13 protein-coding genes are annotated in these 13,758 nt (G+C 62.9%); 6 read left to right on the top strand and 7 right to left on the bottom strand.

Annotation, left to right across the window (positions count from 1 at the left end):
* Nucleotides 1-2 precede the first annotated feature (2 nt).
* The 6 genes from rnr to rpmG all read left to right on the top strand — a co-directional run bounded on the left by rnr (nucleotide 3) and on the right by rpmG (nucleotide 5,707).
* The gene (gene rnr, locus C7I87_RS13485; RefSeq protein WP_149904688.1) at nucleotides 3-2,309 is read left to right on the top strand and encodes a ribonuclease R; all 2,307 of its coding nucleotides are present in this window, start codon (nucleotides 3-5) and stop codon (nucleotides 2,307-2,309) included.
* Nucleotides 2,309-2,743, top strand: coding sequence for a DUF983 domain-containing protein (locus C7I87_RS13480; RefSeq protein ID WP_188393835.1), 435 nt, complete (start codon nucleotides 2,309-2,311; stop codon nucleotides 2,741-2,743). The genes rnr and C7I87_RS13480 overlap by 1 nt, the downstream gene beginning before the upstream one ends.
* Before the next feature lie 73 nt (nucleotides 2,744-2,816).
* Nucleotides 2,817-3,557 (top strand): NUDIX hydrolase, encoded by a 741-nt coding sequence (locus C7I87_RS13475; RefSeq protein WP_149904686.1) that lies wholly within the window; start codon nucleotides 2,817-2,819, stop codon nucleotides 3,555-3,557.
* Between the two features lie 78 nt (nucleotides 3,558-3,635).
* Nucleotides 3,636-4,814, top strand: coding sequence for an MFS transporter (locus C7I87_RS13470; RefSeq protein ID WP_149904685.1), 1,179 nt, complete (start codon nucleotides 3,636-3,638; stop codon nucleotides 4,812-4,814).
* 111 nt (nucleotides 4,815-4,925) lie between these two features.
* Nucleotides 4,926-5,384, top strand: a complete 459-nt coding sequence (locus C7I87_RS13465; protein ID WP_149904684.1) for a YqfO family protein — start codon at nucleotides 4,926-4,928, stop codon at nucleotides 5,382-5,384.
* A gap of 155 nt (nucleotides 5,385-5,539) precedes the next feature.
* The gene (rpmG, locus tag C7I87_RS13460) at nucleotides 5,540-5,707 is read left to right on the top strand and encodes a 50S ribosomal protein L33 (RefSeq protein WP_006201775.1); all 168 of its coding nucleotides are present in this window, start codon (nucleotides 5,540-5,542) and stop codon (nucleotides 5,705-5,707) included.
* An 86-nt stretch (nucleotides 5,708-5,793) separates the two neighbouring features.
* On the opposite strand, the gene C7I87_RS13455 is transcribed toward rpmG, so the two are convergent.
* The 7 genes from C7I87_RS13455 to C7I87_RS13425 form a co-directional block, all read right to left on the bottom strand.
* Nucleotides 5,794-6,861 (bottom strand): ABC transporter ATP-binding protein, encoded by a 1,068-nt coding sequence (locus C7I87_RS13455; RefSeq protein WP_149904683.1) that lies wholly within the window; start codon nucleotides 6,859-6,861, stop codon nucleotides 5,794-5,796.
* Between the two features lie 4 nt (nucleotides 6,862-6,865).
* Nucleotides 6,866-7,714: a carbohydrate ABC transporter permease gene (locus tag C7I87_RS13450; RefSeq protein ID WP_149904682.1), complete on the bottom strand. Its 849-nt coding sequence runs from the start codon at nucleotides 7,712-7,714 to the stop codon at nucleotides 6,866-6,868.
* Nucleotides 7,714-8,637, bottom strand: coding sequence for a carbohydrate ABC transporter permease (locus C7I87_RS13445; RefSeq protein ID WP_149904681.1), 924 nt, complete (start codon nucleotides 8,635-8,637; stop codon nucleotides 7,714-7,716). Before C7I87_RS13445 ends, C7I87_RS13450 begins: the two co-directional genes overlap by 1 nt.
* Before the next feature lie 175 nt (nucleotides 8,638-8,812).
* Entirely contained in the window at nucleotides 8,813-10,090 is a 1,278-nt protein-coding gene (locus C7I87_RS13440) for an ABC transporter substrate-binding protein (protein WP_149904680.1), read from the bottom strand.
* Between the two features lie 29 nt (nucleotides 10,091-10,119).
* Nucleotides 10,120-11,307: a PLP-dependent transferase gene (locus C7I87_RS13435; RefSeq protein ID WP_149904679.1), complete on the bottom strand. Its 1,188-nt coding sequence runs from the start codon at nucleotides 11,305-11,307 to the stop codon at nucleotides 10,120-10,122.
* Nucleotides 11,304-12,038 carry a FadR/GntR family transcriptional regulator gene (locus tag C7I87_RS13430; protein WP_149904678.1) on the bottom strand — a complete coding sequence of 245 codons (735 nt, stop codon included), beginning with the start codon at nucleotides 12,036-12,038 and terminating at the stop codon, nucleotides 11,304-11,306. Before C7I87_RS13430 ends, C7I87_RS13435 begins: the two co-directional genes overlap by 4 nt.
* Nucleotides 11,981-13,660: an FAD-dependent monooxygenase gene (locus C7I87_RS13425; RefSeq protein ID WP_246696268.1), complete on the bottom strand. Its 1,680-nt coding sequence runs from the start codon at nucleotides 13,658-13,660 to the stop codon at nucleotides 11,981-11,983. The genes C7I87_RS13430 and C7I87_RS13425 overlap by 58 nt, the downstream gene beginning before the upstream one ends.
* Nucleotides 13,661-13,758: the final 98 nt, after the last annotated feature.

Here is a 13,758-nt window from a genome sequence, read left to right as displayed (position 1 = left end):
GCGTGGCGCGCAGGATCACCGGACGAAGCCACGGCGATCCGCGCACCGCCGATACCAGGGCCAAGGTCAAGGACGACTATCGGCCCTCGCGTGACGAAATCCTGCGCTACATCGCCGAAAACCCCGACCGTGCCGGAAAGCGCGACATCGCCAAGGCGTTCGCGTTACGCGGCGACGACCGCATCTGGCTGAAGGATCTCCTGCGCGACCTGCAGGACGAAGGCGTCCTGACCAAGGAGCGCAAGCGGCTGGCCCGCGTTGGCGCCCTGCCCCATGTCGCCGTGCTCGACATCTTTGGCCGTGATGGCGACGGCATCTTGCTGGCGCATCCGGCCGAGGCGGTCGACCCCGGCGAGCCTCCCGTGGTCTCGATCCGCGTTTCGCGCGGCGGCAACGGACCGGCGCCAGGCATCGGCGACCGCGTGTTGGCAAAGACCTTCCCGACCGACGATCCATCCGGGCCTGCCTATACCGGCCGGGTGATGAAGATATTCGAGAAGCGCACGGATGCCGTCCTCGGTGTCTTTCGCGTGCTTCAGGACGGCAGCTTCCGCATCGAGCCGGTGGAACGGCGCCAACCCGAGCTGATCGTCGACAAGGAATTTCAGAACGGCGCCAAAAACGGCGATCTTGTCGAGGTCGAGCCCGCGCGCGCTTCGCGCTATGGGCTGCCGAGAGCCAAGGTGCTCAACGTGCTGGGTTCGCTGACCAGTGAAAAGGCGGTCTCGATGATCGCCATCCACGCGCATGACATTCCGCACATTTTCCCGGCCGACGTCATCGCCGAATCCGAGGCGGTGAAGCCGGCGACACTTGACCATCGCGAGGATTGGCGCGACCTGCCGCTGGTCACCATCGATCCGGCCGACGCCAAGGATCATGATGACGCCGTCTTCGCCACCGCTGACCTCGACGAGAAAAATCTCGGCGGCTTTATCGCCACTGTCGCGATCGCCGATGTCGCCGCCTATGTCCGCTACGGCACGGCGCTCGACCGCGAGGCCCTGAAGCGCGGCAATTCGGTCTATTTCCCGGATCGCGTCGTGCCGATGCTGCCCGAGCGCATCTCCAACGATCTCTGCTCGCTGCGCGAGGGCCAGGATCGCCCGGCGCTGGCGGTGCGCATGACCTTCTCCGCCGATGGCCGCAAGATCAGGCATTCCTTCCACCGCGTCATGATGAAGTCGGCGGCCAAGCTCGCCTACAGCCAGGCCCAGGCAGCGATCGACGGCGTGCCGGACGACAAGACCGGCCCGATCCTCGACACCGTGCTGAGGCCGCTGTGGGATGCCTATGCGATCCTCAAGCGCGGCCGCGACAGCCGCCAGCCGCTCGAGCTCGACCTGCCGGAACGCAAGATCCTGCTCAAACCGGATGGCACGGTCGACCGCGTCATCGTGCCGGAGCGGCTCGACGCCCACAAGCTGATCGAAGAGTTCATGATCCAGGCCAATGTCGCGGCCGCCGAGACGCTGGAGGGCAAGAAGCAGGCGCTGGTCTACCGCATTCACGACGCGCCGTCGCTGGCCAAGCAGGAATCGCTGCGCGAATTCCTGCAGACGCTTAGCCTGTCATTGGCGCGCGGCGCCCAGATGCGGCCCAGCCAGTTCAACGGCATTCTGGAGCGCGTACGCGGCGCCGACAATGAGGCGCTGGTCAACGAAGTGGTGCTGCGCTCGCAGAGCCAGGCCGAATATTCACCCAAGAACATCGGCCATTTCGGCCTCAACCTCAGGCGCTACGCGCATTTCACCTCGCCGATCCGCCGCTACGCCGACCTGATCGTGCATCGCGGGCTTATTGCCGCGCTTGGCCTCGGGCCGGGAGGACTGACGCAAGACGAGGAGGCCCGCCTTGAAGACGTTGCGGTGCTGATCTCCGGCACGGAACGCCGCGCAATGGCCGCCGAGCGCGACACGGTCGACCGGCTGATATCAGCCTACCTCGCCGAGCGCATCGACGACCGCTTCGACGCCCGCATCTCCGGCGTCACCAAATCAGGACTTTTTGTCCAATTGCCGCAGTATGGCGCCGATGGTTTCATCCCTGTGTCAACTCTGGGCGGCGATTACTATATATACGACGAAACGGCCCGCTCCCTGTTCGGAGAACGCTCGGGCAAAGGCTACCAGCTCGCGGATCGCGTCGAGGTCCGGCTCGTCGAGGTGGCGCCAATGGCCGGAGCGATGCGCTTCGAGATGTTGACCGACCCTAAGCCCCTGCCAGGCTCTAGCAGGTCGTTTCACAAGGCTAAGGGCCGCGCCCGTGCGTCGCAATCGCGACCGGGGTCGCGCGGCAGGAGACGATGATGGAACAACAGGTTTTTGGCGGCGAACATCACTCGGGCCGGATTGCCCGCCCATTGTGGACGGCGATGAAGCGCGGCCTCTTGGGCCGCTGCCCGAATTGCGGCGAAGGCAAGCTTTTCCGCGGCTTCACCAAGACCGTCGAGACCTGCAGCGTCTGCGGCGAGGAGATTCATCACCATCGCGCCGACGATCTGCCCGCCTATCTGGTCATCGTCATCGTCGGCCATATCGTGCTCGGCGCCTTCATGGGTGTCGAGGCGACCTCGACGCTCTCCACTTGGCAGCACATCCTCATCTGGGTGCCCTTGACCATCCTTCTGTCGGTCGCGTTGCTGCAGCCTGTCAAAGGCGCCGTCATCGGATTGCAATGGGCGTTCTATATGCACGGATTTGGTGGCGAAAAGGATGTGATCGAGCCGCGTCCCGGGGCCTGAGGTGTTGGCTGGAGCAACATGCCAATCGTTAAGGCCACTTTCGCATGCAAGAAGTTTCCGCTAGGTCCTGCGCATGGAAGCAATGACCAAGACGGATGCCGACAAGCTCGACAAGGGTCTTGCCACGCATGGCGGCCGCCCCCTGCGTCCGCGTGACGCCGCGACACTCATCCTGCTCGACCGCAAGGGCGACGACGTCCTGGTGCTGATGGGACGCCGCCACGCCGCGCACGCCTTCATGCCAGGGAAATTCGTTTTCCCGGGCGGCCGCACCGACCCTGCCGACAGCCGCATCCCGACGGCAACCGCACTGAACCAGCACGAAGAAGCCAAGCTGACGGCCGGCCCCGGTCGCACCAGCCACGCCCGCGCCCGTGCCATCGCCTTGTCGGCGGTCCGCGAGACCTATGAGGAAGCCGGCCTGCTGATCGGCCGCAAAAGCGCCTTTGCCACGACCAGGCGCGACTGGCAGGGCTTCGTCGAACATGGCGTGGCACCGTCGCTGGAGGCGTTGCGCTTCGTCGCGCGTGCCATCACGCCGCCGAACCGGGTGCGCCGCTTCGATACTCGCTTCTTCAGCGCCTGGCGTGGCGACGTCGCCATCGAATTGCCCGATGGCGGCCCGACCAACGAACTGGAGGAACTGGTCTGGCTGCCGCTCGCCAAGGCCAAGCAGGCTGACATCCCCGACATCACCCGAATGATCCTGGACGAGCTGGAAAAGCGGCTCGCTCACGATCCGCTGCTGCGTCCGGGCGGCGCCGTCCCCTTCTACCGGCTTGTCCGCAACCGCTTCACCCGCGAACTTCTCTAGAGCAATTCCAGGAAAAGTGTGACGCGGTTTTCCGTCCGGAATTGCGTAAGATCAAACAGACAGAGTATTCAGCATCTCATGACGGTCGATACCCAACCACAGGGCGACGAACGCGTACACTGGCTGCCGATGGTGGCGGCGATCTCGTCGATCAGCGTCGTCGGCATTGCCATCGGCCTCGGCATGCCGCTGCTCAGCGTCATCCTGGAAACACGCGGCCATTCTGCTTCGATGATCGGCCTCAACACGGCCGTCGCCGGCCTGGCCTCGATCGCTGGGGCGCCGCTCGCCACGCCGCTTGCCATGCGCTTTGGCGTCGCCTGGACGATGATCGCCATGATCGCCGCCGGCGCGCTGGCCTTCGTCGGTTTCCATTTCGCGCCTGATTTCTGGATGTGGTTCCCGCTGCGCATCGTGCTGCACGTCGCGCTGACCGTGCTGTTCATCCTGTCCGAATTCTGGATCAGCACGTCGGCGCCGCCGCACCGCCGCGGCCTTGTCCTCGGCATCTACGCCACCGTCCTGTCGCTCGGCTTTGCCGCGGGGCCGTGGCTGTTCGCTCATCTCGGCAGTTCCGGCTTCAGGCCGTTCGGCGTCATCATCGCCCTGGTGACGCTGGCCGCCATACCGGTGCTGGCCGCGCGCAACGAAAGCCCCGCCATCGTGGCTGACAGTGAAACCAGTCACTTCCTGCGCTACATCTGGCTGGTGCCAACCGCGACTTTCGCCGTGCTGGTGTTCGGGGCGGTCGAGACCGGCGGCTTCGCGCTGTTTCCCGTCTATGGCAACCGGATCGGTTACTCCGAAGCCGATGCGGCACTGCTGCTGACCATGATCGGCCTTGGCAATGTGCTGCTGCAGATCCCGATTGGCATGATCAGCGACCGCGTCTCGGACCGGCGCTATCTGTTGCTTGCCTGCGCCACGGTCGGTCTGGCCGGCACGATATTCATGCCGTTCTTTGCCGCGAACTGGCACTCGATGGCCGCCCTGCTTTTCGTCTGGGGCGGTGTCGTCGCGGCCATGTACACGATCGGCCTCGCCCATCTCGGTTCGCAGCTCTCCGGCCACGAACTGGCGTCGGCCAACGCCGCTTTCGTGCTGTGCTATGGCGTCGGCATGGTGCTTGGGCCGCAGGCGATCGGCATCGGCATGGATAGTTTCGGGCCTTCCGGTTTCGGCTGGTCGCTCGGCGTGTTCTTCGCAGCCTACATCGCCCTGGTCTGCTTCAGGCTCGTCCGCAAGATCGTCCTGTAGAGCCCGACCAGTCGTTTGTCGGGACCGTGCAGCGGCAGGCTGCTGACAGAACCGTGTCAGCAGCCACCGGTTAAAAGGGTGTCCTAAAACACCTGAACCGAGGACACCCCGATGATCGACAGCGGCTTTGAAACCACTTCGCTGCGAATGACGCTCCTGCTGCTCGTCAGCTTCCAGGCTCCGGCCGCCGACGTCGACCGCATCATGGACGCGGTGGTGGCGATCGCACCGCTTGCAATGGGCAAGTATGACCGCAATGCGTATCAGTCGGCGCATGGCATCGAACGCTACAGGCCGCTTGATGGGGCCGCGGCGGGCGCCGAGACTGAATTGCGCCGCCGCCCGGGCACGGTTGAGGTTTCATTCGAATTGCCGGATGACCAGGCGCTGGCGGCCCGCGTCGTCGAGGCGATTTTCCAGGCGCATTCCTATCAGGAGCCGGTGATCCGCATCCAGCCGATCCTTGCCAGCCGCTCCAAGGGTCTGGACGACCGCGCCAATCCGAATCGCTGGTGGAACACGACCGGAGACTGGAAGAAGGTTGCGGTATCAGAGGTGGAAACCGCCTGATTTATGCATATTGGGCAGCTTGGGCGGGCCACATGAGGTCCGCTGGGCTTGACTTTCCAGGCACGTTCTTTAAGTGTCGCGCCAAGTTTCCCGCGTCCGGGTGTTTTCCCCGTGCTCCAGCGGCCAAAACTCCACGAACATAACGGACTGAGATCATGGCCAAAGCCGCAAACATCAAGATCAAGCTTCTGTCGACCGCCGACACCGGTTTCTTCTACGTCACCAGCAAGAACAGCCGGACCAAGACCGACAAGCTGTCGTTCCGCAAGTACGACCCGGTCGCCAAGAAGCACGTCGAATTCAAGGAAACCAAGATCAAGTAATCTGGGTTTCCTTCTGCAAACAAAAACGCCGCCCATCGGGCGGCGTTTTTGTTTGCGAAAGCAGATGGCTACGGGGCTGAGTTGCCTCACCCGATGCGGTCGCCACTTTCCTTGTCAAACAGATGCAGCGCCGCCGGATCGGCCGACAGCCGCACCATGTCGCCGGACTTCACGCCGGCGCGGCCCATGGCAAAGACGCAAAGCTGCTGGCCGGCCAGTTTGACATAGAATTGCGTCGACAGGCCGAGCGGCTCCACCACTCCCACTTCGCCTTGCAGGGCGCCGTCATCGGCCAGCCTTATATGCTCGGGCCGCAGGCCGACGGTGATGACGTCACCGTCCCTGAGCGGCAGGCCGTCCGGCAGCCGAAGCTTCTGGCCATCGGACAACACGGCTTCCACCGTGCCGCCCTTCTCCACCGTCGCCGGCAGGAAATTCATGCCCGGTGAACCGATGAAGCCGGCGACGAACATGTTGGCCGGACGATCATAGAGATCGAGCGGCGCGCCGACCTGCTGGATCAACCCGTCATGCATGACGACGATGCGGTCGGCCATGGTCATCGCCTCGATCTGGTCGTGGGTGACGTAGACTGAAGTGGTCTTCAACTGCTGGTGCAGCGCCTTGATCTCGGCGCGCATATGGACGCGCAGCTTGGCGTCGAGATTCGACAGCGGCTCGTCGAACAGGAAGACTTTCGGATCGCGCACGATGGCGCGGCCCATGGCGACACGCTGGCGCTGGCCGCCGGACAATTGCCTGGGCAGGCGTTGAAGGAACGTATCGAGCCCCAGACGCTTGGCAGCGCCATCCACGCGAGCATCGATCGCCGGTTTCTCGGCCTTCTTCAGCATCAGGCTGAAGCCCATGTTCTTCGACACGTCCATATGCGGATAGAGCGCATAGGACTGGAACACCATGGCGATGTCGCGGTCCTTGGGCGCAACATCGTTGACCACCCGCTCGCCGATACGTATCTCGCCGCCCGAGGCTTCCTCGAGCCCGGCGATCATGCGCAAAAGCGTGGACTTGCCGCAGCCGGACGGCCCGACCAGGACGACGAACTCGCCATCGGCGATCTCCAGGTCGACCGCGTGCAGGACGCGCACGGCGCCATAATCCTTGCGGACTTTATCAAGTGTAACAGAAGCCATCGATCTATCCTTTGACGGCGCCGGCGGTCAGGCCGGTGACGAGATAGCGTTGCAGGAAGGCGAAGAAGATGCAGACCGGGATCAGCGCCAGGATGGACGCCGCCATCATCTGCCCCCAGTCGACGGCGAACTTGCCGATGAAGGTAAGCAGGCCGACGGCAAAGGTCTTCTGGTCGTCGCTGGAAATCAGCATCAGCGCAAACAGAAGCTCGCTCCAGGCGGCGGTGAAGACGAAGCCCAGCGTCGCGCCCATGCCGGGCAGCGTCAGCGGCACGATCACCCGGCGCATCGCCTGCGCGCGGGTACAGCCGTCTATCATCGCCGCCTCTTCCAAATCCTTCGGGATGCCGTCGAAGAAGGACTGCATCAGGAAGGTGGCGAAGGCGGTGTTGAAGGCGGTGTAGATGATGATCAGCCCTGTCAGGCTGTTGATCAGGCCGATCTGACCCATCACGCGATAGATCGGCGGAATGACCATCACCAGCGGAAAGGTCTGGGTCAGCAGCAACATGAGAGCCAGTGCAGCCTTGCCGCGAAAGGCGAAACGCGACATGGCGTAGCCGGCAAGCGTGGCGATGACCGTCACCAGGGCAGCCGTCGACACCGAGACGATGACGCTGTTGAGGAAATAGCGTGGAAAATCGGTGGCCTCGAGCACGGTGACGAAATTCTGCAACGTCATATGCGACGGCCAGAAGGTAATGCCTTCGGAATAGAGCAGCCGCTCCGGCGTGACCGAAATCTTCAATGTCCAGTAGATCGGGAACAGAGCGAAGACCACATAGACCGCGATCGCGGCGTAAAGGCCGATGCCGCCGAACAAGCGCTGTGAGGCTGAGCGTCCCGCGATCATCAGACGTGCCTCACAAGCGAGCGACGGATGGCGATCAGCACGATCGCATAGGCGATGAGCAGGACGAGCAGCAGCACGGCCACAGCCGAGGCATAGCCCTTGTCCAGCGATTTGAAGGCGCTGACATAGATGTAGACCGGCACCGTGTTGGTCGAGCCGGCCGGTCCGCCCTCGGTCATGACGAAGATCAGGTCGGCGAAAGTGGCGATCCAGATCGTGCGCAACATCACGGTGATGGCGATGGTCGGCGCCAGGAACGGCAGCGTCACTTTGGTGAAGCGTTGCCATGGCGAAGCGCCGTCGATCGCCGCCGCCTCATGCAGTTCCGACGGGATCGACTTCAGCGCCGCCAGCAGCGTGATAGCGAAGAACGGAATGCCGAACCAGACATTGGCGATGATCGGCCCCCACATGGCGGTGGCAGGATCGGACAGCACGTTGGTCGGTTCGGCTTTCAACCCCAGCGCAAAGAGCCAGTGCGGCAGCGGGCCAACGATCGGGTTGAACAGCCAGGCCCAGGTCAGCCCCGACAGGAAGGACGGCACCGCCCAGGGCAGGAAGACCAGTGCCTGCACCGCCTTGCGGCCTGGGAAAGGCTTGTCGAGCAGCAGCGCCAGGCCAAGGCCGAGGAAAAACTGGAAGAACAGGCTGGCGACCGTCCACCACAACGTGTTGACCAGCGCCTGGCCCAGCACCTGGTCCGACAGCATCGCCTGATACTGCCCGAGCCCGACATATTCCGACTTGAAGGCAGAGAATTTGCGGAAGGAGTAGCTGATGCCGATCACCAGCGGCACGAGCAGCACCACGACCAGCAGGATGATCGCCGGGCTGAGATAGAGCCAAGGCTCGATCGTCGCGTAGGAGAGCCGCTTCTTTCGCGGCCGCTCTGCGGATCGAATTTCGGATACGGCATAGGTCATGGCGTGCTGGATCGTCTCCTGGAGGGGCGCCGGGATTGGCGACAGCGTCCTTCTCCCCGTTTCACGGGGAGAAGATGCCGGCAGGCAGATGAGGGGCGGCGCCAGCTTCTCAGCACTCAGCGCTGCCCCTGTCGGGCCACCTTCTCCCCGCAAACGGGAGAAGGAAAAGAGGTGCTCACTTCTTGTTCTTAGCCATCCAGTCCTGCTGTTCTTTGGTCAGGAACGCAGCCCATTGGTCGGCGACGTCCTTGGCCGTCTTCTGGCCAAGCAGCACTTCCTGGAAATTCTTGATGGCCACCTGGTCGACGAAATTGCCGAGGTTTTCCAGATGCGTCGGAGGGGTCACCATTTCATATTTGGAGCTGTCGCTGAGCTCGGTGAACCAGCCCTTGAACTGCTCGGTCTTGAAGTGGGCGTCCTGGTCGGCGCCCTTGTGGATCGGGATGACACCGACTTCCTTGGCCCATTCCAGATTGTCCTTCGGCGAGAGTAGCGTCGCCATCAGCTTCCAGGCGTCGTCCTTGTGCTGTGAATTGGCGAACATCGCCCAGCCTGCATAGCCCAGTGTCGGATAGGATTTGCCGCTCGGACCGACCGGCATCGGCGCCACGGCGAAGTCGTCGGCGCTCATCTTGTCGGCAATGCCGAGCAGCGCGTCCGGATCCTGGTTGAGCATGGCGCAAGTGCCGGAATAGAAACCGGTGACGGTTTCATTGAAGCCCCAGCTCACTGCATCCTTCGGCGCCAGGCCGTTCTTGTACATGTCGGCCAGCATCTGCAGCCCCTTGACCGAGCCCTCTTCATTGATGGTCGAGGTCCCATCCTCGTTGAAATAGCCACCCTTGCCGGCGGCGATGTTCATGAACATGTGCATGCCGTTAAAGGCGCCCGGCCCGCCGCGCAGGCAGTAGCCGTATTTTCCGGGAATGGCGGAGATCTTCTTGGAATCGGCGACGAAATCGTCGAGCGTCGCCGGCGGACCATCGAGGCCAGCTTGTTTGAACAGCTTCTTGTTCCAGAAAAGCGCGTTCACATAGTATCCATAAGGGATCATGAACTGGGTGTTGTTGACCGTCGAGCCGAACTGCTTGGCGCGGTCGCCGAGCGTCTTGGCGTCGTCCCACTTGGCCATGTAGGGGCCGAGATCCTCGAGCTGGGCATTGTTGGCGTAAAGCCCCATCCAGCGTTCTGGCATCTCGACCACGTCAGGCGTATCGCCGGCCTGCACCATGGTCAGGAACTTTTCGAACGCCTGTCCCCAGGGCAGCGAGACCAGCTCGACCTTGACGCCAGGATTGGCCGCCTCGAATTCGGCGATCTGTTTTTTGAGGAATTCGGTGCGTGGCGGGCTGGTGATCACCTCGACCATTTTCAGGGTCGAGTCGGCGAGCGCGCTCCCGGCGGAAATTGCCAGCCCCGCAACAGTAGCTAGCATGACGGTCAGTTTTTTCATGTTCAAGACTCCCATTTTGAACCCGCTTGTTATTTTCTGGCTTTTTCGAAGGCCTGGGCGACATCCGCCCAGAGATCCTCGACACTTTCCAATCCGACATTGAAGCGGATGGTTCGGGGGCTGACGCCGAAGCGCGCCATCGAATTCAGTCCCGGCGTCTGCTCCAGCGACGCCTTGGCCGGCACGACCAGGCTTTCATGACCGCCCCAGCTGACGCCGATGCGGAAATATTTCAACGCGTCGACGAAGACGGGAATGTCGATATCGTCCGTCACCTCGAACGAGAACAACCCGCCATAGCCGGCAAGCGTCGCCTTGCCCGGATGATTGGAATAGGCGGGGTGGTTGACCCGCTCGACATTGCCATGCGCCTTCAGCCGCTCGGCTATGGTGAGCCCGCTCTTCATGTGGTGCGGCAGGCGCAGCGGCAGCGTGCGCAACCCGCGCAGCAAAAGCCAGGCCTCGAAAGGCGACAGCTTGCCGCCCAGATAGGAATAGGTCTGCTCGTTGATGTGTTTGACGTGCGCGGCCGAACCTGCCACCACGCCGGCGACCGTATCGCTGTGACCACCGAGATATTTCGAGGCCGAGTGCAGCACGAGATCGACGCCGTGCGAGATCGGCTTCTGAAACACCGGCGTCGCCCAGGAATTGTCGATGGTGGTGACGATTCCCTGTTCCCGAGCCAGCCGGGTCAGATGCGGCAGGTCCTGGAGCTCGAACATCATCGAGGTCGGGCTTTCCAGATAAAGCAGCTTGGCGCCGGGAAGTGCCGCCGCAACCGCATCCGGATCCGAGCCGTCGACATAATCGACCTTGATGTTGAGCCGCGGCAGGAGCCGCTCGAACAGCCGGTAGGCATCGCCATAGCAGTTGCGTACCGCAACGATGCGCTCGCCAGCCCCGACGAAGGCAAGCACTGTGGCGCTTATCGCCGCCATGCCGCTGGAGAAGCCGCGCGCGGCCTCGGCGCCTTCGAGTGCGGCGACACGCGCTTCGAACTCCATGACCGTCGGATTGTCGCCGCGCGAATAGATCGGCTGCTTTCGTTTGCCGGCAAACGTATCGGCCATTTCGGCATAGTTGGCGAAGGTGAACAGCGAGGTCTGGTAGATCGGTGGCACGACAGCGCCGCCTGGGAACGGTTCGTCATGCGCCAACAGCGTCGCCGCCTCGGCAAGATAATCATGGTCGAAACTGGCTGGGTGCTCGTTCATCTCAGGTCCGAAAGTTTGAGTTTGGCCGCACCGCGCTTCAGGTCATCTTCGACGGTGGCGATGAGCTTCAGCGCCTCGTCGCGCGCGCCTTGCGGATCACGCGCAGCGATGCGTTCGTAGATGGTGCGGTGATAGGGAAAGCTGGCATGGCCGAAATCGCGCACACCGAGCGGATGCTCCCAGAAGCGATGGAACAGTTCATGCATGGCGGCGATGATCTGCTCGAACAGCGGATTGCCTGAGACCCGGTAGATCGCCTGGTGGAATTCCCAGTCCTCTTCCGACGACATGCCGTCAAGGGTGCGAAACGCCTGCTCCATGATGTCGAGCTTGCTTTCGATCTCGGCAATGTCGGCGGGGCTTGCCCGCTCGGCGCACAACGCCGCCGCTTCCGCTTCCAGTGCCCGGCGGATTTCCAGTGTCTGCATCAGGCTGGTGAAGTCATTGCCGCCCGCCAGCGTCAGCGGCAGATGCAGCATATCAGGCGAGACGGCCGCCTTGAGATAAGTGCCGCTGCCTTGCCGGCGTTCGACCAGACCAAGCCCCTCCCACCGCGTCAGCGCTTCGCGCACCGTGTTGCGGCTGACCTTCAGCCGCTCGGAAAGGATGCGTTCGGTCGGCAGTCGCTCACCAGGCTGCAAGGCCTCGGCAAGGACAAAGCCTACCAATGCCTTCAGCACGGCGTCGTCGCGCGCCGTCGTCTGAATGGGTGGCAGGCTGTTCTGGTCCACACTTCCTCCAAGTGGTCCAATGGTCCAACCAATTCTGCATGGATAGGACCTCCTGTCAACCGCTTGTCAGGAGGCAGCCAGCCGTCGGCCTGTGGAAGGCTGTGAAGCGCCGTGTTCGGAAGGATACTGGCCGCGGCAGCCGGTCCGAACCATCTGGTCAGCGACTCGGCCAATCCCTGTTGGGTCCCAACTCCAACCCAGGCCACATATCCATCTGGGCGGATCAAGACCACGTCGGGCGCAGCGACCGTTCCAAGTACAGGAAGCTCCCAGAGACCGGCATACCCGGCATCGATCTGCCGGATCCGGTCGGCCCAGGGTGCAATGTCCAGCCTGCATGGCCCACCCAGATTGAGGAGCAGCGGCCACGCGTCGTGCAGCAAGGTAAACAGCCGCAACGGGCCATCGGCGGTGACGAGATCGAGGTCGGGCATTCGCCGCCCAAGCAGTGGATGCCCTTCGCCCAGGTCGTAGTGGACACCCAGGCCGGACATCTCCGCAGCGATCCGTTTGCGTGGCTCTTCCATACCAAGCAGCTCGGTAAAGGTATCGCTCAATGCCTTGGTGCGTGCGTCCCTGCGACGAAGCGCAACCTGCGTCAGCGCGTTGCGCAGCACGCGGGCAGCGACCGGATGGCGCTCGGCATGGTAGCTGTCGAGCAGGCTCTCCGGCGATACCAGCTTGACCACCTGGGCCAATTTCCATCCGAGGTTTACCGCGTCCTGCACGCCGATGTTGAGGCCCTGTCCGCCCATCGGCGGATGGATGTGCGCGGCATCGCCAACCAGCAGAATACGTCTGTCGCGGTAAGCGGCAGCCTGGCGCGTCATGTCGGTGAACCGGGAAATCCAGGTCGGACTGTGCACCCCGTAGTCGGTGCCGTAGACAGCTACGAGCGCCTCGCTGAGGTCGCGCAGTGTCGGTTCGCCACCGATGATCAGTTCCCTCTCGGTTAGCACGACACCCACTCGGCCGCTTTCCTCAATCTTGCCTATCGCATGGATACCGCAGGCGTCGCTGCGAAACCCCCATGTCGGTTCCTGTGCCATCTCGACCTCGGCGATCATCCAGCTCATCGTCGGGTCCCATCCGTCGAACGGGATGCCCGCCGCCTTGCGGATCGTGCTGCGTCCGCCGTCGCAGCCGACGAGATAGTCCGCTCTCAGGCACTGGCCACCGGACAGATCGACGTCGACGCCACCATCATCCTGTGCGGAGCCCCTGACGTCCTGTCCGCGATAGATCGGCACCCCTAGCTCGCTGATCCAGTCGGCCAATATCCGCTCGATATGGTTTTGCCGTAGCGCCAGCAGATAGTTGTGCCGTGTAGGAAAATCGCTGATGTCCAATCGGATCATGTGGAAGCCCACCGACGGCGACAGCTGTCCCTGCGATAGGAACCGGTCGGCAATTCCGCGCTGGTCGAGAACCTCGATGGTGCGTGCGTGCAGGCCACCCGCGCGCGAACCGATGATTTCCTGGTTCGGGCGCCGCTCGACAATGGCCGCATCGACGCCTGCCAATGCAAGTTCACCCGCCAGCATCAACCCGGTCGGACCGCCTCCGGCGATCACCACCGCGTGGTCCCGACGCACTTGGCCTCCTGGCAACAATTCCGGCATTCGCCACCCCCGTTTCCGTTAAACTGGACTGTGGTTTTACGGGAACAGTCGGATCTTGCCGCAACCCCCTTGTGCGCCATATCTATGAAAGGGAGGGG

It is taken from the genome of Mesorhizobium sp. SARCC-RB16n, from assembly GCF_008520305.1.
GTDB lineage: Bacteria > Pseudomonadota > Alphaproteobacteria > Rhizobiales > Rhizobiaceae > Mesorhizobium.
This window is presented reverse-complemented; position numbering and strand designations above follow the sequence as displayed.